General features: G+C 67.0%; 16 protein-coding genes and 1 pseudogene. 12 read left to right on the forward strand and 5 right to left on the reverse strand.

Translation table 11 applies throughout. From position 1 onward, the window contains the following. Positions 1-1,302: 1,302 nt before the first annotated feature. Entirely contained in the window at positions 1,303-2,187 is an 885-nt protein-coding gene (locus VFG33_RS40440) for a transglutaminase domain-containing protein (RefSeq protein ID WP_325058346.1), read from the reverse strand. Beyond that, complete coding sequence (locus tag VFG33_RS40445; protein WP_325058347.1) at positions 2,187-3,035, reverse strand: MerR family transcriptional regulator; 849 nt, start codon at positions 3,033-3,035, stop codon at positions 2,187-2,189. The genes VFG33_RS40440 and VFG33_RS40445 overlap by 1 nt, the downstream gene beginning before the upstream one ends. A 126-nt stretch (positions 3,036-3,161) precedes the next feature. Between VFG33_RS40445 and VFG33_RS40450 the strand changes: the two genes are divergently transcribed. Both VFG33_RS40450 and VFG33_RS40455 read left to right on the forward strand, forming a co-directional pair. After that, positions 3,162-3,323: a hypothetical protein gene (locus tag VFG33_RS40450; protein WP_325058348.1), complete on the forward strand. Its 162-nt coding sequence runs from the start codon at positions 3,162-3,164 to the stop codon at positions 3,321-3,323. 20 nt (positions 3,324-3,343) lie between these two features. Further along, on the forward strand, positions 3,344-3,739 hold the full coding sequence (locus VFG33_RS40455) for a PadR family transcriptional regulator (RefSeq protein WP_325058349.1): 396 nt from the start codon (positions 3,344-3,346) through the stop codon (positions 3,737-3,739). Positions 3,740-3,759: 20 nt separating this feature from the next. Here the strand turns inward: VFG33_RS40455 and VFG33_RS40460 are convergent, their stop codons facing one another. Both VFG33_RS40460 and glgX read right to left on the reverse strand, forming a co-directional pair. Next, positions 3,760-4,566 (reverse strand): SGNH/GDSL hydrolase family protein, encoded by an 807-nt coding sequence (locus VFG33_RS40460; RefSeq protein WP_325058350.1) that lies wholly within the window; start codon positions 4,564-4,566, stop codon positions 3,760-3,762. A 172-nt stretch (positions 4,567-4,738) separates the two neighbouring features. After that, the gene (glgX, locus tag VFG33_RS40465) at positions 4,739-6,835 is read right to left on the reverse strand and encodes a glycogen debranching protein GlgX (RefSeq protein WP_325058351.1); all 2,097 of its coding nucleotides are present in this window, start codon (positions 6,833-6,835) and stop codon (positions 4,739-4,741) included. 189 nt (positions 6,836-7,024) lie between these two features. Between glgX and VFG33_RS40470 the strand changes: the two genes are divergently transcribed. The 10 genes from VFG33_RS40470 (at position 7,025) to VFG33_RS40515 (ending at position 17,119) form a co-directional block, all read left to right on the forward strand. After that, positions 7,025-8,314: an ABC transporter substrate-binding protein gene (locus VFG33_RS40470; protein ID WP_325058352.1), complete on the forward strand. Its 1,290-nt coding sequence runs from the start codon at positions 7,025-7,027 to the stop codon at positions 8,312-8,314. After that, positions 8,311-9,198 carry a carbohydrate ABC transporter permease gene (locus VFG33_RS40475; protein ID WP_325058353.1) on the forward strand — a complete coding sequence of 296 codons (888 nt, stop codon included), beginning with the start codon at positions 8,311-8,313 and terminating at the stop codon, positions 9,196-9,198. The genes VFG33_RS40470 and VFG33_RS40475 overlap by 4 nt, the downstream gene beginning before the upstream one ends. Further along, entirely contained in the window at positions 9,191-10,069 is an 879-nt protein-coding gene (locus tag VFG33_RS40480; protein WP_325058354.1) for a carbohydrate ABC transporter permease, read from the forward strand. The genes VFG33_RS40475 and VFG33_RS40480 overlap by 8 nt, the downstream gene beginning before the upstream one ends. Positions 10,070-10,078: 9 nt before the next feature. Then, positions 10,079-11,077 carry a Gfo/Idh/MocA family protein gene (locus VFG33_RS40485; RefSeq protein WP_325058355.1) on the forward strand — a complete coding sequence of 333 codons (999 nt, stop codon included), beginning with the start codon at positions 10,079-10,081 and terminating at the stop codon, positions 11,075-11,077. Next, complete coding sequence (locus VFG33_RS40490; RefSeq protein ID WP_325058356.1) at positions 11,074-12,111, forward strand: Gfo/Idh/MocA family protein; 1,038 nt, start codon at positions 11,074-11,076, stop codon at positions 12,109-12,111. Before VFG33_RS40485 ends, VFG33_RS40490 begins: the two co-directional genes overlap by 4 nt. Before the next feature lie 55 nt (positions 12,112-12,166). Then, positions 12,167-13,507: a hypothetical protein gene (locus VFG33_RS40495; protein WP_325058357.1), complete on the forward strand. Its 1,341-nt coding sequence runs from the start codon at positions 12,167-12,169 to the stop codon at positions 13,505-13,507. A gap of 88 nt (positions 13,508-13,595) precedes the next feature. After that, positions 13,596-14,375, forward strand: coding sequence for an enoyl-CoA hydratase/isomerase family protein (locus VFG33_RS40500; protein ID WP_325058358.1), 780 nt, complete (start codon positions 13,596-13,598; stop codon positions 14,373-14,375). Further along, positions 14,375-15,325, forward strand: a complete 951-nt coding sequence (locus tag VFG33_RS40505) for a methyltransferase domain-containing protein (RefSeq protein WP_325058359.1) — start codon at positions 14,375-14,377, stop codon at positions 15,323-15,325. Before VFG33_RS40500 ends, VFG33_RS40505 begins: the two co-directional genes overlap by 1 nt. 20 nt (positions 15,326-15,345) lie before the next feature. Continuing rightward, positions 15,346-16,167 carry an acyltransferase gene (locus tag VFG33_RS40510; protein ID WP_325058360.1) on the forward strand — a complete coding sequence of 274 codons (822 nt, stop codon included), beginning with the start codon at positions 15,346-15,348 and terminating at the stop codon, positions 16,165-16,167. Continuing rightward, positions 16,160-17,119 (forward strand): hypothetical protein, encoded by a 960-nt coding sequence (locus VFG33_RS40515; RefSeq protein WP_325058361.1) that lies wholly within the window; start codon positions 16,160-16,162, stop codon positions 17,117-17,119. Before VFG33_RS40510 ends, VFG33_RS40515 begins: the two co-directional genes overlap by 8 nt. On the opposite strand, the pseudogene VFG33_RS40520 reads toward VFG33_RS40515, so the two are convergent. Continuing rightward, positions 17,116-17,524, reverse strand: a pseudogene (locus VFG33_RS40520) (class I SAM-dependent methyltransferase); the annotation flags it as partial. The gene VFG33_RS40515 and the pseudogene VFG33_RS40520 sit on opposite strands and share 4 nt — an antisense overlap.

Consider the following 17,524-nt stretch of genomic DNA (forward strand, 5'->3'; position numbering starts at 1 on the left):
TCGCCGGGCTGCGTGAGTTTGCTAGTCGTGGTGAGGTGAGTCAAGGGCGCTTCGCGGCCCTTCGGGCTCGAACGAGTTCGACCCTTGACACACCTCACCACGACCAGGGAAGGACGCAGCTACGCCCGGAGCCGCTGAGAAGAACGGCCACAGGTTCAAGGGATTACGTCGGGGGGGGGCGGCCGAACGCCTTCCGTGGTAAGGAACCCGGCGATTTCATCCGCCGCCGGCCGAATCTCGGGCAGGTAGTGGAGACCTTGAACACCAAATCGGGGCCTCGGACAACAAGTACCTTGTCCCAGGTCCCCACGACCTGTCCGAACCCCCAACACAATCACCGCCCCGGTCCCACCCGAACCACCTTGCGGAACAAGCGCACCACCAGGTGGACCAGCCGGTGAACCGCCCGGCCGATAGCCGGCTGTCCGGCCGATACCGCCCTACAGGCCGGCATCGGTCCAACGACCCGGCATCCACCCGGACGGCCCTGCCGCCGATAGCGGGTTGTTCGACCGATAGCGCCCAGTAGACCGGTATCGGTCCCACAAGCCGGCAGCTGACCGAACCGCGCCACTGCTCGACGCGAGGCCCACCGCCCGGCCCCATCCACACCTACAGAACTCGCCGATCCCACCCGGGAAACCGGTTACTGGACAGGGTTCTGCGGGTTCTGTAGGTCCGGGTGGGGCCGCCCCCGGAAACCCACGATTGAGCGCCGGCCCACCCCCCGCTCGATGTGGTTACCGCACGGTGTGGTGCTTCGCCCACTGGCAGAACAGTGGGCGAACCCCACCAAGAGGAGTTATCCCCCCGCTTCTACCCCGAACCACCCGGGCGGACGGAATCCCGGAGGCAGCTCACACGTCAGCGCGGATCCGCGTAGCTGCGTCCTTCCCTGGTCGGGATGGGGCAGGTCAAGAGTCGAACTTGTTCGATCCCGAAGGGACGCGAAGCGCTCTTGACCTGCACCAGCCCGACTAGCACACTCCCGCAGCGGAGACGCGCAACCACACTGCCAATGCACCGACGCAACCACACTGCCAATGCGCCGGCGCAACCGCATCGCCAATGCGCCGGCGCAACCGCATCGCCAATGCGCCGGCGCAACCGCAGTCGCCAACGCGTTGGCGCAACCGCAGTCGCCAACGCGTTGGCGCAACCGCAGTCCCCAACGCGTTGGCGCAATCGCAGTCTCTGCACCTCGACGGCGAACCGCTTCGTTGGCACGACTTCGCCGTACAGTTGCTAAGAGCAACCACTCTCGCCCCGCCTGGTTCGACGTACGTCCAAGGCCCAGAGGGACTACCCGACCTCGGCGTCTACCTTCTGGCGGGTGGTGAGGTCTATCGAGCAAGGGGGAGTGCCGGTGGGGGAGTGGAGGGTGATTCGGGGGCCGGGGTGGAGGTCGGGGTCTTCGCGGTAGAGGTTGCCGAGTTTGGTGGTGGCTGTGTCGTCGCCGGCGTCCGAGGCGATCAGGAGCGCGGCTAGCTCGTCGGTCGGGGTGAGGTCCATGTCGAGGTGATCCGCCATTGCGCCCCAGCCGTCCCAGAGCAGGAGTTCGTCGCCCTGGAGGTGCGCCAACTGCAGGAACACGTAGTCGCGGATGAACCAGCCGCCGCGGAGAGGCAGCCCCGGGTCCACGCCGTAATCGTCGCCGTCGAGTTCGCCGGAGCGGAACCCCTTCCACACCTCCGCCGCGGACTTGAACCGCCCGGCCGGCATGTCGTGGACGTCGAAACCCCAGTGCTCGCCGGGCTCGATCTGCGAGTCCACCATCACCCAGCGTTCGCCGTTCCAATATTCGACCACGACGTGATCGTGGTTGAACCCAGGCAGGAAGTACGTCGCGAACCCGATCCGCGTGCGGGCAGGAATCCCCTTGTGCCGCAGGGCGGAGACTGTCAGGAGGGCGTAGTCCCGGCAGCAACCAGCCACACGATCGACGGGTTCGCGGGGAGTCGCCAGCGGCGTACCGTTGCGTCGCTTGTCCGTCGCCAGGATGACTTCGACCCAGCGGTTGTTGACCTCCTCCAGGTGCTCGCCGGTGAACTCCACGCCACCGCCGCGGTAGTGGATCATGACGTTCTGGATCACGGCGGTCAGCCCGGGGATGTCCGACGGCAGAGCGTCGAGGAGCGCGGCATGAGCTCCGGGGTCGCTGTAGGCGGATTGCTTGCTGTAGTCCATCAGGCTTTTCCTCTGATCGGTTGAGCGATGTCGACGGCCGGGTCCGGACCTTCCAGGTAGCGGAAGTCGCGGAGATAGATCTCGCGGACCGCGCCTGTCGTCAGTTGTCCGGTACTGCGAACCCAGTCGCCGAGGATGTCGTAGGCGAACATGATTCGCGGATAGACGGCCTCGTCCTTGGTGAGCGTGCAGTACGCCTCGGTGTGCGCGGGCTCGACCCGGATCGCGATCGCCCCGGCCGGCTCGACCAGCCCGGTGAACGGCACACACACTTCGACCGCGGCCGCGCTGTCCGGTGTCACCGCGCCGTGGTAAATCACCCACGTCTGGCTGGCGACCGCGAGGCCGGGGCCGTCCAAGTGAGCGCGGATCTCCAATGTCGAGGACACGATCACGGCCCGCAGCAGTTGCTGATCGGTGTCCTGCCGGATCGACGCGATCTTGGTCTCCGGTACGTCGCGAGTCAGCACCGGCCGCGGGCTCAACCCGGGCGATCCCGTCCGGGTCAGCCGGTCGCGCAGATACTCCACTGTGAGCCGCCGGTCCGCGGTGGTCGCCTCCTGAGCGGCCCACCACCGATCCAGCCGGACCAGTGCTTCCTCGTCGGTCCCCGCCAGTACTTCGGCGATCGTGCTCAGCGGCATGTCGATCTGCCGCAACACGCTGATCCGCCGAGCCCGCTCCAGTTGCCCGTGAACGTACAGGCGGTACCCGTTCACCGGATCCACCCGCGCCGGCGGCAACAACCCGGACACGTCGTACAGCCGCAAAGCCTTGTGCGAGAGCCCCGCCCGCCGCCCGAACTCACTGATCGTCAGCTCGTCGTCGGTGTCTCGTGCGCCGGTCATGGGCCTCAGTGAACACCCTGCCCCAGGGGCAGAGGGAAGCTTTTGGTCGAGAGTTGCGTTGGAGACAGTAACGATATATCGTTAGTGTCATGAACAATATCTAGGAGGATATTATGTACATCCCCAATGAACGTGAAGGCCGCCGACGCGGCCACCAGCACCCCCACCGCGGCGGACCGCGGATGGGAGAAGGCATGCCGATGCACCGTGGACGCGGTGGTCGGGGCCCCGGACGCGGTCCAGGCCGCGGTCGAGCCCCGCGCGGTGATGTCCGAACGGCCGTCCTGATCCTGCTCGCCGAGGAGCCGATGCACGGCTACCAGTTGATGCAGGCCATCGCCGACCGCAGCGGCGGACGCTGGACCCCCAGCCCCGGCGCGATCTACCCGACCATCAACCAACTGGAAGACGAGGGCCTGGTCACCGTGACCGCGGAAGCCGGCCGCAAGCTCGTCACCCTCACCGATGCGGGCCGCGAGTACGTCGAGGGGCGTCGCGAGACGTCGATCGACCCGTTCGCCGGTTTCGCGAATGCTGAGCCCGCCACTGATTTGCGCGGACTGCTCGAGGAGCTGCACTCAGCCACTCGGCAGGTCGTCCGCAGCGGCTCGGAGGAGCAGCGCACGGCGGCAGCCAAGATCCTGACGGACGCCCGCCGCTCGCTCTACCTACTGCTCGCCGACGGCCCGACCCCCGAAGCCTGAGACCAGACCGTTGATCGGTCCTACGTCAGGACCTGTTGAGGCTGCAGGACTGTCTGCGGTAGGGCCGCGAGGACGGCGCGGGCCTGGTGGTGGTAGCCGAGGTCGTTGGGGTGGAAGCGGTCCGGGGCGAACTGGCCGTGCCACGGGCGGGCGAAGTGGCGGGACACCTTCGCTACCGGGAGTCCACGGGCTGCTGCCGCACTGTGGATGGTGCGGTTGATGCCGGCGACGTACGGGCTGCAGAGGCCGCCGATTCCCCAGAGGCCGTCGGGGAGTGGCAGGTCGAGCATCACCGAGGAGTGTGGCAGTCGGTCGATCAGCTCGCGCATGGTCGAGTGGAATCGCTTCGGGAGAGTGCCCAGGACGTCGTTGCTGCCGATGCCACAGGTCACCAGGTCCGGTTCCACCCCGAGCTCCTCGAGCACCGGCAGCTGCTGGTGGATCACCTGCCAGGTCTGGGCGCCCGAGCGGGACAGGTTGAGGACTCGCCAAGGACTCGTGTCCCGCGGCTTCAGCCCCGCCAGAACCTGACCGACATAACCGTGGAGCGGCGACGAAGCACCGAGACCTTGCGCCGTCGAGTCGCCGAGGACCACCCAGAGTGGGCCGTCGCCGGCCAGAGCGGTCTGGTTGTGGGTCTGCCAGTACTCCGCGAAGGTCTTTGCCTGGCGATCGACATACGCGACGCCGTCCAGCCACCGCAGGGCGGCCGGCCGCGGGGTGGTCGGGATCTCCGGATCGCCCCACCGGAGCACGGCCGTGTGGATGATGCCGATCGGAGTGCGGTGCTCGCGTGGTGCGCGCTCGCCGCGCCGCAGGAAGTACATCCAGAAGCCCCCCTCTGAACTCGGTCCGGACCGCACCCGTACGCCGAATCGCGGGGAAGCATTCCGTGAATGTATGGAGAACAAAGACGGTACTTCACCTTGCCAAACGCCGCATCCGCCTCCGGCGGTGTTGGTTCAAGAGTGGCACGCGGCAACAAGGCCGGACCGCTGGTCAGAGGGCGCGGAGGAGGACTAGGCAGCGGGGGGCCAGGGGGACTGTGGCGCCGGCTTCGACCTCGGTCGCGCCGGAGTGGCTGGTGTCGAGGACCACTTCGTACGCCGGCGCCCAGGATGCGTAGGGGACGATCACCTCGCGGGTTTCGGCGGTGGCGTTGAGGGCCATCAGGAACGAGTTGTCGGCCTGGACGTTGCCCTCGGTGTCGGTTCCGCGAAGGGCGTCGCCGGCCAGGAACATGCCGAGGGTGCGGAGGTTGCCGTCGTGCCAGTCGGCCTCGGTCATCTCGCCGCCATGCGGGGCGATCCAGGACAGGTCCTTGCGGCCGCCCGGGACGACGGGCCGGCCGGAGAAGTAGTGCCACTGGCGCAGCGTTGGGTGGGCCGCGCGAAGGGCCAGCAGCTTCTTGGTCAGCTCGAGGTGCTCCGACCATTCGGCCGGCAGGGACCAGTCGAACCAGGAGGTCTCGTTGTCCTGGCAGTACGGATTGTTGTTGCCGTGCTGGGTCCGCCCGCACTCGTCGCCGGCCGTGATCATCGGTACGCCGGTCGACAGCACCAACGTGGACAGCAGATTGGCCATCTGGCGTTTCCGCAGGGCGATCACGCCGGCGTCGTCCGTCTCGCCCTCGAATCCGCAGTTCCAGGAGCGGTTGTCGTCGGTGCCGTCGCGGTTGTCCTCGAGGTTCGGCTCGTTGTGCTTGTGGTCGTAGGAGACCAGATCGCGCAGGGTGAACCCGTCGTGCGCGGTGACGAAGTTGATCGAGGCATACGGGTAGCGGCCGTCGTCGCCGTACAGGTCGCTGGAGCCGGACAGGCGGTAGGCGAGGTCCTGGACGCCGTTGGACGAGGTGCGCCAGACATCGCGGACGCTGTCGCGGAACTTGCCGTTCCACTCCGACCACGGGGTGCCAAAGTTGCCGACCTGGTAGCCGAAGGAACCGACGTCCCACGGTTCGGCGATCAGCTTGACCCGGCCGAGCACCGGGTCTGCCGCGACCTCGGCGAGGAAGGGATGGCCCACCGTGTCGACCTCGTGCCGCTCGTTGCGGATCAGCGTCACCGCCAGGTCGAAGCGCAACCCGTCGACGCCCATCTCCTCGACCCAGTACCGCAGCGAGTCCATCACCAGCCGGCGGACCCGCGGGTGCGAGGTGTCGACCGAGTTGCCCGTACCGGTGACGTCGTACATGGTGCCGCCGTCGGTCAGCCGGTAGTACGCGCGGTTGTCGATGCCGCGGAAGCTCAGCGTCGGTCCGTCGAAACCACCCTCGGCCGTGTGGTTGTAGACGACGTCGAGGATCACCTCGATGCCGGCGGCATGGAACGCGGCCACCATCGCCTTGAACTCGGCGACCTGCTCACCCGTCGAGCCCGAGGCCGCGTACGGCGCATGCGGGGCGAAGTAGTTCAGCGAGTTGTAGCCCCAGTAGTTCGGCAGGCCGCGAGCCGCGATCGCGGGCTCGGTCAGGAAGTGGTGGATCGGCAACAACTCGACCGACGTCACGCCGAGGTCGGCCAGATACTTGATCACGGCGGGATGCGCGAGACCGGCGTACGTGCCGCGCTGGTGCTCGGGGACGTCGGGATGCAGCTTGGTGAATCCCTTCGTGTGCAACTCGTAGATCACCGTCTCACCCCAGTGCACCGGCTTGCTGATCGGCGGCGGTGGTTCGGAGTCCGCGACGACCACCCCGACCGGGACATGCCCCGCCGAGTCGCCCTCGGAGGAGTCGTAGATCAGCGGGCTGGCGTGGTCCAGCGATCCGTCGACGGCGCGCGCATAGGGATCGAGCAGCAGCTTGGACGGGTTGAACCGCAGTCCGTGCGACGGGTCGAACGGCCCGTGCACCCGGTACCCGTACCGCTGGCCGTGACCGACGCCCTCGACGAACCCGGTCCAGTACTCGCCGGTGTGCGCGAGGTCCAGGTTCCGCTGGCTGCCGTCCTCGGCGACCAGGGCGAGCTCGACCCGCTCGGCGGCCGGCGCCCAGAGCGTGAAGGTGGTGCCGTCGGCATCGACGACCGCCCCCAGCCGGCTGTCCGGGTCGGGGGAGAGATCCAGCGCATTCGGGGCGGCGGTGGCTTCGGTCACCGGCACATTGTGCCCATGACCGGTCAAACCAGCCCAAGAGTGCACCAAGTTGCGCCTAGCAATGATGGTTGTGATCGTGGAAGGGTAGTTGCGAGCGTCTGTGCGCAGTGATACAAACGCAGGATCCGTCAATAAGTTACCTCGCGCCAACCTACTCAGTGAGAGATTGCCTAGTCGAGGAGAAAACTGATGCGAATCCCATCTGCCGTGAACGCAGTCGTTGTGGCCGCCCTGGTCCTGACCGCAGCAACTCTGACCGCCTGTGGCGGCAACTCCGACACCGCGGGGGACGCCAAGGTCCCCGACGATCCGGCCCAGGTGAAGGGTGACATCACCTACGCGATCTGGGACGTGAACCAGCAGCCGGCGATGCAGGAGATCATCAAGGCTTTCAACCAGCAGTACCCGAACGTCAAGGTGTCGATCTCGCTGGCGGTCTTCGACCAGTACTTCACCAAGCTGAAGACGCAGGGCTCCTCGGACAACCTGCCCGACGTGTTCTGGATGAACGGCCCGAACTTCCAGCTGTTCGCGGCGAACAAACAGCTGGCCGGCCTCGACGGTCTGCAGCTCGACTTCGCGAACTACCCGAAGGCGCTGAACGCGCTCTACACGCTGGACGGCAAGCAGTACGGCGTACCGAAGGACTTCGACACGATCGCGCTCTGGTACAACAAGAAACTCTTCGCCGACGCCAAGGTCGCGGAACCCACGGCGGACTGGACCTGGGACGACTACAAGACGGCCGCTGGCAAACTCAAGGCCGCGCTCAGCCCCAAGGGCATCTATGCCTCCTCCGACGAACTGGGGAACCAGGGCAACTACTACCCGGCGATCCTGAGCAACGGCGGCTCCATCCTCAAGGACGGCAAGTCTGGGTACGCCGACCCGAAGACCGCCGAGGCACTGCAGTTCTGGTCGGACATGGTCAAGGAGGGCTACACCCCGAGCGGCGCGCAGGGTGCGGAGATCCGCGGCCGGGACCGCTTCTTCAGCGGCAAGGCCGCGATGATGTGGAATGGCAACTGGCTGGTCTCGGCGGCGCTGAAGTCGCCGGTCAAGAACGACCTCGCCATCCTGCCGTTGCCGAAGGCCCCCAGTGGCGAGCGCAAGACGGTGATCCACGGGATCGGCAACGTGATGAGCGCGAAGACGAAGAACCCGGAGGCCTCGGCCGCGTTCCTCAAGTTCCTCAGTGGCAAGGAGGCCGCGCTGATCCAGGCGAAGGCGGGTGCCGCCAACCCGGCGTACACCGGAACCCAGACGGACTTCGTCAACTCCGCGCCGTACGCGCTGAAGACCTTCATCGACGCGGCCGACCAGTACTCCGAGCCGTACCCGGTCAGCAAGGACACGGCGGTCTGGAACAAGCTGGAGCTCGATCTGCTGCTGCCCGCGTTCGGTGGTGACAAGCCGATGGCCGAAGTCGGCCAGGAGGTCGCGACCAAGATGGACGAGGCGCTGGGCAAAGAGAAATGAGTTCGGCCCGGCGCTCTCCCGACGGGCGATGGCCGTGGTTGTTCGTCCTGCCCACCTTCTTCGGCGTACTGGTGTTCTACTTCTGGCCGCTGCTGAAGACGGTGTACGACAGCTTCACCGACACCGGCCCGTTCGGCGGCAGTACCTGGGTCGGCGCGGCGAACTACAGCGAGCTGATCGCCGACACCGAGGTCTACCGGGCGATCGTCAACACGGTGGTCTACACCGCGATCGTGCTGCTCGGGATCCCGCTCGCGGTGTTGTTCGCCAGCCTGCTGAACCGCCCCGGACTGCGCTTCGCGATGGTCTACCGGACGCTGTTCTTCCTCCCGTACGTCGCGATGCCGACGGCGATCTCACTCGTCTGGCGGATCATCTACAACGGCGAGTACGGCATCCTGAACCAGTCGCTTGGCGTGCTCGGCATCGACGGACCGCGCTGGATCTCGACGGAGTGGTTCGCCCTGGTCGCGGTCGCGCTGCTGGGGTTGTGGATGTCGATCGGGTTCAACATGATCGTGCTCTCCGCCGGTCTGAAAGGCATCCCCGGCGAGCTCTACGAGGCGGCGTCACTGGACGGCGCCGGCCGGGCCCAGCAGTTCCGCTCGATCACCGTGCCACTGCTGACACCGTCGATCTTCTTCCTGTCGGTGATCACCACGATCGCGGGCTTCCAGCTGTTCGACCAGTTGTTCGCGCTGCTCGGTCCCGAGAACCCGGTGATGTCGAAGACGCAGTCGCTCGTCTTCCTCTTCTACAGCGCCGCCTTCGACACCAACGAACGCGGCTACGCCGCCGCCGTCGCGGTGCTGATCCTCGCGGTCGTCGGCCTGCTGACCCTCTTCCAGTTCCGTCTCCAGCGCAGGTGGGTGACCTATGACTGAGACCATCGCCCGTACTACGGTGACGCCGGCGGCAACGCGGTCCGCGAGGGCAGAGCGGCTCGGCAGCAATCGCCTCGCCCACGTCGTACTCATCATCGGCAGCCTGGTGATGATGTTCCCGTTCCTGTGGCAGCTGAAGCTGTCGATCTCCACCCAGGCCGAGATCACCTCGGTCCCGCCGGACCTCGTGCCGAGCGGGCTGGAGTGGCGCAACTTCACCGAGGTGTTCGAGCGGCTGCCGTTCCTGGAGCAGTTCTGGGTGTCGGTAGCGGTCACGTTCAGCCGGACGATCGGGCAGCTGGTGCTGTGCTCGCTGGCCGGGTACGCCTTCGCCCGGATGTCGTTCCGGTTCAAGGGGCTGATGCTGGCGTTGATCCTGTCCATCCTGATGGTGCCGGGCCAGGTGTACCTGATCCCGCAGTACCAGATCGTCCAGCAGCTGGGCTGGCTGGACAGCATCCAGGGGATCGTTGCCCCGGGCATCTTCAGTGCGTTCGGCACCTTCCTGATGATGCAGTTCTTCAAGACCGTCCCGGTGGAGCTGGAGGAGGCGGCCCGGCTGGACGGCTGCAATCCGTGGCAGACCTTCTGGAAGGTCGTGCTGCCGGTGGCGAAACCCGGTCTCACCTCGCTCGCGATCATCACCGTGCTGGTGTCGTGGGGTGACCTGCTCTGGCCGCTGGTGATCACGTCGTCACCGGAGAAGATGCCGCTGGCGGTCGGGATGGCGACGTTGAGCGGCTACCAGGGCAGCATCTCGCCAGGTGTGATGATGGCAGCCGCGCTGATGGCGATGGCACCGATCCTGATCCTCTTCGTCGTCCTGCAGCGCAGGGTGGTCGAAGGAATTGCCTTCTCGGGACTCAAGTAGAGGACATTGATGAGCGAAACCGTTGGACTGATCGGTGCGGGGAACATCGCGCACGTGCATGTCGCGGCCTGGAAGGCGCTGGGTGCGCGGGTCCTGGTGCACTCGCACGCGGGTGCGCCGGAGCTCGCGGCGCAGTACGGGCTGGAGGCGGTCGACTCGCTGGACGAGTTGCTCGACGCGGTGGACTTCGTGGACATCGTCACGCCGTCGGCGACGCACAAGGAGATCGCGCTGGCTGCGATCAAGGCCGGTCGGGACGTGATCTGTGAGAAGCCGCTGACTCTGACCGCGGCTGAGTCCCAGGAGCTGTCGGCAGCTGCCGCGGTTGCTGGGCTGCGGATCTTCCCGGCCCACGTCGTGAGGTTCTTCCCCGCTTATGCCGCGGCGTACGACGCAGTACGGTCGGGCCGGATCGGTGAGGTCGCCGTGGCGAGGTTCTTCCGGGTGGCGTCGTCGCCGGCCGGTGCTGGGTGGTACCGCGATGTCGCGCGGTCCGGGGGCGTGATCATGGATCTGATGGTTCACGACCTGGATCAGGCGAGGTGGATCTGCGGCGAGGTGACCAGCCTGTACGCCGTCCAGAGCCCGCCGAACGTCGATGGGATCAGCCCGGTCAACGTGGCGGCCCATGTCACCCTCACGCATGCGTCAGGGGCGATCAGTCAGCTCCGGGCGACCTGGGGTGCGACCGGGACGCAGTTCAAGTCGGGGTTCTCGATCGCGGGATCTGCTGGGGTGCTGGAGTACTCGTCGGCGGAGGACACCGGGTTCCAGGAGGAGTTGCAAGACGGGGGATCGGGCGGGGATCTGCTGATTCCTTCGTCGACGCTTTATGAGAGCCCCTATCTGACCCAGCTTCGTGAGCTCGCGGCGGCGTTGCGTGGGGGAGCGGAGCCCAGGGTCCTCGCAGCTGATGGGATCGCGGCGGTCTATCTGGCCGAGGCCGCGCACGAGTCGATGGCGACCGGCCGCACGATCGACATGAGCACGTCAGGAGCTGGCGAATGAAGGTTGCTATCGCGTCGTTCGCGCACACTCACGCATCGTCGTACGCGAGGCTGCTTGCGCAGCTGCCTGATGTCGAGGTGCTAACTGCGGATCCCTTGGGGGCTGCCGCACCTGATGCGGGGCCGAGGGGTGCTGCGTTTGCCGAGGCGGTTGGCGTTCCTTACGTGGACTCGTACGACGAGCTGTTCGGCTGGGGGCCGGATGCCGTGGTGGTGACGAGCGAGAACGCCTTGCATCGCGGGCTGGTGGAACGGGCGGCCGCGGTCGGGGCACACGTGCTCTGCGAGAAGCCGCTCGCCACCGAGGTCGTCGATGGGGAGGCCATGCTGGCCGCTTGCGAAGCAGCCGGGGTGATTCTGATGACTGCTTACCCGGTGCGGTTCGCGCCGTCGTACGGGCGGCTTCGAGCGATGGTCGAGGCCGGGCGGCTGGGCGACGTCTTCGCGGTACTCGGGACGAACAACGGCAAGATCCCGTACGCGCAGCGGCAGTGGTTCACCGATGCCGAGCTGGCGGGTGGGGGAGCGCTGGTGGATCACACCGTGCACTGCGCTGACCTGATCGACGGGCTGACCGGCGGGGTCGAGGCCACGCGGGTGCACGCGGCGGCGAACCGCGTCCTTCACCAGGACAAGGGGGTGTCGGTGGAGACGGGCGGGATCGTGACCATCAGTTACGCGAACGGGCTGTTGGCAACGATCGACTGCTCCTGGAGCGTGCCGGACAACGGACCGACGTGGGGTGGCGTCACGCTCCAGGTCACCGGGACGAACGGTTCGGTGGAGATCGCGCCGTTCTTGCCGCATGTGGGCGGGATCGATCCGTCGGGCGAGGTGTTCCTCCCGGTCGGCGGTGATCTCGACTCGATGATGCTGGCCGAGTTCCTGACCGCAGTACGAGCCTCCGGCCCGGCTGTCCCAGGTACGCCGCCTGCCGTCGTTCCCCAGCCAGACGGCAACGTGGGCCTTCGCACCTTCCGGATTGTCGATGCTGCTCGTCGCTCAGCGTCATCCGGTCAGCCAGTAGTACTCTGACGCTCTCTCACGGGGTGGGCCCGAGACGGGTTTGAGCAAGGGGTGGGGTCGCGAGATGAGCGAGCCTTCAAGAACTGAGCCGGGGGGCTCTTGGCGGCGCTGGCTGCTGGCCGTTGTGTTGGTGATCGCTGTGGGCGGTGCCGCGGCCGGCGGCTTGGTCTGGCGCGGTGGCGACGGCGGTGGCAGTGATGCTGAGGCGAAGACCTCGGACGTCGTGGTCACCAGTACGCCGTCCGCCGTGGCTCAGGTCGACGCTGCCGCACAGAGCGAGGCGGTCGACGCACTGCTGCGCCGCCGGGCGGATGCGGTGCTGCGGCGCGATGCCGCCAAGTTCCTGGCCGACGTGGACCCGACAAACGCGAAGCTAGTGGCCAAGCAGAAGGAGTTGTTCGCAAACCTGGTGCAGTTCGGGTTCGCGAAGCTGAGCTACGAGCAGGACCGGGCCCAGTTCGAACAGGCGCTGGAGGACAAGTACGGCCCGTCGGTCTACCTGGTCGGGGTGGCGATGGTCTACCAGATCAGGGGCATCGACGCGCAGCCGGTGCGGACCATGGTCGGTTACACGTTCTTGCCGAAGGCCGGGCGGCTGGTGCTGATCGACGACGCCCACCTGGACGGCGCGCTGCCGCCGGGTTCGCACTTGGAGCCGTGGGACGTCGGGCCGGTGCTGGTCCGGCGCGCGCCCCGAGCGCTGGTGGTGGTCGAGAAGGGCCGGACCGAGCTTGCCGCGTCGATCCTGAAGGACGCGGTCAGCGCGGTCAAAGCGGTGAGCCGTGAGTGGTCCGCAGGCTGGAAGGGCTCAGGAGTGGTCATCGCGCTGGACGATCGCAAGGTCCGGACCGCCGACTACACCGTGCCCAAGAACGCCGAGGACGTGCTGGCGATGGCCACCAACGTGTATCGGACGCTGCCCGGCGAAGTGGAGACGGCCGGCGAGGAGGTCGGGTCGTACGTCGTGGTGAATCCCGCCTACCGGGACGATCTGGATGCCCGGCACCTGGCCCATGAGTTCACCCATGTCGCGGCCGCGCCGTACGGGGCCTATGCCCCACGCTGGATGGTCGAGGGCGCCGCGGAGTACGTCGAACTGCTGCCGATGGACGGTGAGCGCGAGATGGACCTCGATCGCTACCGCCGGACGGTCCGGTCGAAGTACCTCGCCAAGGCGAAGGTGATGCCCGACGACCGGGTGTTCTACAAGACGATGGACAGCTCCTACGCCATCGGCTGGTACGCGGTCGACCACCTGATCGACAAGTACGGCGCCGCCAAGTTCGCGAAGCTGTATCAGGACCTCGCGCGCAAGGGGTTCACCCAGACGCAGCGGGACCTGGTCTTCACCGAACAACTCGGCAAGACCGAGGCGCAGTTGTTCACCGAGTTGAAGCGGGGGTAGGCGTCCCCGTAGTACGACTGACTCCAGTGGTCCGGTACGGTGCCGTGGATGTGACCCGCGGGTAGTACACGACTGGAGGAGCGAGGCGATGGGCGAGTTCGTCAATCTGACGGTGGCCGACGGGGTCGGCACGATCCGGCTGGACCGGCCGAAGATGAACGCGCTGAACGTCCAGGTCCAGGAAGAGATCCGCGAGGCCGCCCTGGCCGCGACCGCCGACGACAGCATTCGCGCCGTCGTCATCTACGGCGGCGAGCGGGTGTTCGCGGCCGGCGCCGACATCAAGGAAATGGCCGACATGTCGTACGCCGACATGGTCAAGCGCTCCGGTCCGCTGCAGACCGCACTGTCGGCCGTTGCCGCCATCCCCAAGCCCACCGTGGCGGCGATCACCGGCTACGCGCTCGGTGGCGGCTGCGAGCTCACGCTCTGCGCCGACTTCCGGATCGCGGCCGACGACGCCAAGCTCGGCCAGCCCGAGATCCTGCTCGGCGTCATCCCCGGAGCCGGCGGCACGCAGCGCCTCTCCCGCCTGATCGGCGCGTCCAAGGCCAAGGACATCATCTACACCGGCCGTTTCGTCGACGCCGCCGAGGCTCTGCAGCTCGGCCTGGTCGACAAGGTCGTCCCGGCGGCCGAGGTGTACGACGCTGCCGTCGCCTGGGCATCGCAGTTCTCCCGCGGTGCCGCGCTGGCCTTGCGCGCGGCCAAAGAAGCGATCGACTCGGGCCTCGGCGTGGATCTGGCCACCGGGCTCGAGATCGAGCGGCAGCAGTTCGCCGCGCTGTTCGCCACCGAGGACCGCACGATCGGGATGAAGTCCTTCGTGGAGAACGGCCCGGGCAAGGCCGAGTTCAAGGGAAACTGATGACCACGTCCTCTACTTCGAAGCCCGCCGCCTCCGCTGAAGAGGTCGAGGCGGCGTGGAACGACAACAAGCTCGCCCAGGTGCTCTACCACGACTGGGAAGCGTCGACCTATGACGAGAAATGGTCGATCTCGTACGACGAACGCTGCGTCGACTACGCCCGCGACCGGTTCAAGGCTGTCGCGGGTTCATCAGGCTGGCCCTATGAGAAGTCCCTGGAGATCGGCGCCGGGACGGGCTTCTTCACGCTGAACCTCAAGCTGGCGGGCGTGCTCGCCGAGGCGCACGTGACGGACCTGTCGCCGGGCATGGTCGAGGCGGCCAAGCGCAACGCCGACACCCTCGGCTTCGCGATCGAGGGCAAGGTCGCGGACGCCGAGAAGCTCCCGTACGACGACGACACGTTCGACCTGGTCATCGGGCACGCGGTGATCCACCACATCCCGGACGTCGAACTGGCCTTCCGCGAGATGCTCCGCGTCCTCAAGCCGGGTGGCCGGTTCGTCATCTGCGGCGAGCCCACCCGGTACGGCGACTACGTGGCCCGGCGGCTCTCCCGGCTCACCTGGTGGGCGACCACCAACGTGACCAAGTTGCCGGCGTTGTCCCACTGGCGCCGTCCGCAGTCGGAGCTCGACGAGTCTTCCCGGGCGGCCGCGCTCGAGGCAGTGGTCGACCTGCATACGTTTGACCCGGACACGCTCGCCCGGATGGCCACGCGCGCCGGAGCAAGCGAAGTACGGACTGTCACAGAGGAGCTGCTTGCTGCTTGGGTCGGGTGGCCGATCCGGACTTTTGAGGCGGCGGTGCCGGAGGAGAAGCTCGGGTTCGGCTGGAGAATGTTCGCTTACAAGTCGTGGTTGCAGCTGTCCAAGGTCGACAAGGTGCTGTCACAGGTCGTGCCGGACGAGCTCTACTACAACGTGTCGATCACCGGGGTAGCACCGTAGGCCGTGTACATACTGGACGGATGCGGTTGCTGACGGCGGCGAATCTGCGCTGGGTGGTGCGCCACCGGGCGTGGACGCCGTACTACCTGAAGCGGTACTGGCGCTTCGCGGTGTTCAAGGTCCGTCACCCGCACGTGATCACCGAGGGGTTCGTCTTCCTGGGCAAGAAGCTGGAGATCGTGGCGCGGCCCGGTCACGGCCGGCTGATCATCGGCAAGTGGGTGCACCTGGGCGACGAGACCCGGCTGCGTGCGCACGAGGGCACGCTGCGGATCGGCGACAAGGTGGTGTTCGCCCGCGATGTCACGGTGAACTGCTACCTGGACATCGAGATCGGCGCGTCCACGCTGATCGCGGACTGGACCTACATCTGCGACTTCGACCACAAGACCGAGGACCTCGGCCTGCCGATCAAGGACCAGGGCCTGGTGAAGTCGCCGGTCCGGATCGGCCCGGACTGCTGGCTGGCCACGAAAGTGACCGTCCTGCGAGGTGCCGACATCGGCCGCGGCGCGGTGATCGGTGCGAACAGCGTTGCCCGTGGCAACATTCCGGAGTACGCCGTGGCGGCGGGCATCCCGGCCGTCGTGGTGAAGGACCGGATCAGCCGGTACGCCGCTGACGCGGAGCGCCGGGCCTACCTGGAGCAGCTGGACCGGGGGAACGAGGAGACTGCCGCACGACTTCGCGCGGGAGGGCCTGACGGGTCAGGTGACCCGCCGGTGGGTAACGGATCACCTACGAGTGGTGATAGAGCAAGTGAGACCGAGGGGTTCTCAAGTTACTCACCAGTCGGGCACTATGTCCCGGAAGTCGTCGGAGAGGAGACGCAGCGTGGCTGAGCAGGCGGAGATCGGGTCGATGCTGGACCAGGCTGCCGCCGACGGCTCGATCACCGCTGCGCGACACCGGGTGGTCGAACCGGTGCCGATTGTGACCGACGGTCCGGACATCGTTACGTTGGACAGTGTGGACGGAACGAAACCGATGGCCGGTGTGCGGCGCAGACTGTCGCCGCGACCGGTCCCGGGCAACCGGCGGAAGAAGCCGCCGGTGCAGGTAGCGGAGACGGACGAGGAACCGACCCCGGCTGAGGAGATGGGCGACGTGGGTACTCACGACGACAAGGCGGACAAGACCGCCGATGCCGAGAAGGCGGTGACACCGGTCGAGGCCGAACAGACCCCGGCAGGCGGCTCCGGACGCAACGCGACCGCGATCAAGGCGAAACCGCAGACCGCGGCCGAGATCGTCGCGGCGCAGAAGGCCAGGGAGAAGGCGGCCGCTGAGGATGCCGCGGCGACCGGGGACGAGACCTCGGTGACCAAGCCGGTCACTCGTCAGCCGGCTGTTGCCTCTGCTGGTGCCGGGGCCGGCTCGACTGGGGCCTCGGGCAACAAGACGCCGGCTGGGAATCCGTTGGCTTCTGCGAAGGCTGCGCGCGAGGGTGGTTCTGGTTCCGGTTCTGGTTCCGGCAAGGGCCGGGCGGCGATGTCGTCGGTGGGGGCCGGAGTCAACCGGTTCCGGAACCTGCTCGCCTCGCTGATCTGGCTGATCGCCGTGCTGGCGGCCGCGGTGCTGGCGCTCGGTGCGTTGTTCACCGCGCTGGACCAGGCGAACCAGAGCAACGAGATCGTCCGCTGGGTGCTGGAGCGCGGGCACGATCTGGTCGGGCCGTTCAAGGACCTGTTCCGGCTGGAGACCGCGAAGAACACCCTGCTGGTGAACTGGGGTATCGCCGCGCTGGTCTACCTGATCGCCGGCAAGATCGTGGAGCGCTTCGTCCGGCCTTAGCTTCTTGTGATGGTGCGGGGCCGGGCGACGACGATCAGGTCGAGGCTGTCGTCGAGGTCGCCCGGCCTGATCTCGAAGTCCTTATAGCTGGTCTGCCGCACGCGTTGGACGAGGTGGTCCGGCCAGGTGCCGTGGTCCTCGGCTAGCTGCGCGTCGACGCAGGACCCATGCTGCGCCTCCCAGCGGGCCAGTTCTTCGCCATGCCAGAGGCCTAGTGTCTCCACGATTTCCAGCTGGTGTTCGGCTTCGGCTTCGGCCAGGTCGGTGAACTCGGCGGCCGTCAGTTCTCTGGTGTGATACCAGTTGCCGCTCGGGAAGGTCAGCCGGTTCGGGGTGGACAGGACCAGCAGGCCGGTGTGGTTGAGGATCCGGGCGCACTCGGCGACGAAGCGCGGTTGCTCCCAG

Source organism: Kribbella sp. (genome assembly GCF_035687465.1).
In the GTDB taxonomy this organism is placed as follows: domain Bacteria; phylum Actinomycetota; class Actinomycetes; order Propionibacteriales; family Kribbellaceae; genus Kribbella.

Bases quoted from the DNA above. Each gene is read 5' to 3' on its own strand.
- VFG33_RS40440 (WP_325058346.1), bottom strand. From the start codon at position 2,187: ATGGACTACAGCAAGCAATCCGCCTACAGCGACCCCGGAGCTCATGCC.
- VFG33_RS40445 (WP_325058347.1), bottom strand. From the start codon at position 3,035: ATGACCGGCGCACGAGACACCGACGACGAGCTGACGATCAGTGAGTTC.
- VFG33_RS40450 (WP_325058348.1), top strand. From the start codon at position 3,162: ATGAACGTGAAGGCCGCCGACGCGGCCACCAGCACCCCCACCGCGGCG.
- VFG33_RS40455 (WP_325058349.1), top strand. From the start codon at position 3,344: ATGCACGGCTACCAGTTGATGCAGGCCATCGCCGACCGCAGCGGCGGA.
- VFG33_RS40460 (WP_325058350.1), bottom strand. From the start codon at position 4,566: ATGTACTTCCTGCGGCGCGGCGAGCGCGCACCACGCGAGCACCGCACT.
- VFG33_RS40470 (WP_325058352.1), top strand. From the start codon at position 7,025: ATGCGAATCCCATCTGCCGTGAACGCAGTCGTTGTGGCCGCCCTGGTC.
- VFG33_RS40475 (WP_325058353.1), top strand. From the start codon at position 8,311: ATGAGTTCGGCCCGGCGCTCTCCCGACGGGCGATGGCCGTGGTTGTTC.
- VFG33_RS40480 (WP_325058354.1), top strand. From the start codon at position 9,191: ATGACTGAGACCATCGCCCGTACTACGGTGACGCCGGCGGCAACGCGG.
- VFG33_RS40485 (WP_325058355.1), top strand. From the start codon at position 10,079: ATGAGCGAAACCGTTGGACTGATCGGTGCGGGGAACATCGCGCACGTG.
- VFG33_RS40490 (WP_325058356.1), top strand. From the start codon at position 11,074: ATGAAGGTTGCTATCGCGTCGTTCGCGCACACTCACGCATCGTCGTAC.
- VFG33_RS40495 (WP_325058357.1), top strand. From the start codon at position 12,167: ATGAGCGAGCCTTCAAGAACTGAGCCGGGGGGCTCTTGGCGGCGCTGG.
- VFG33_RS40500 (WP_325058358.1), top strand. From the start codon at position 13,596: ATGGGCGAGTTCGTCAATCTGACGGTGGCCGACGGGGTCGGCACGATC.
- VFG33_RS40505 (WP_325058359.1), top strand. From the start codon at position 14,375: ATGACCACGTCCTCTACTTCGAAGCCCGCCGCCTCCGCTGAAGAGGTC.
- VFG33_RS40510 (WP_325058360.1), top strand. From the start codon at position 15,346: ATGCGGTTGCTGACGGCGGCGAATCTGCGCTGGGTGGTGCGCCACCGG.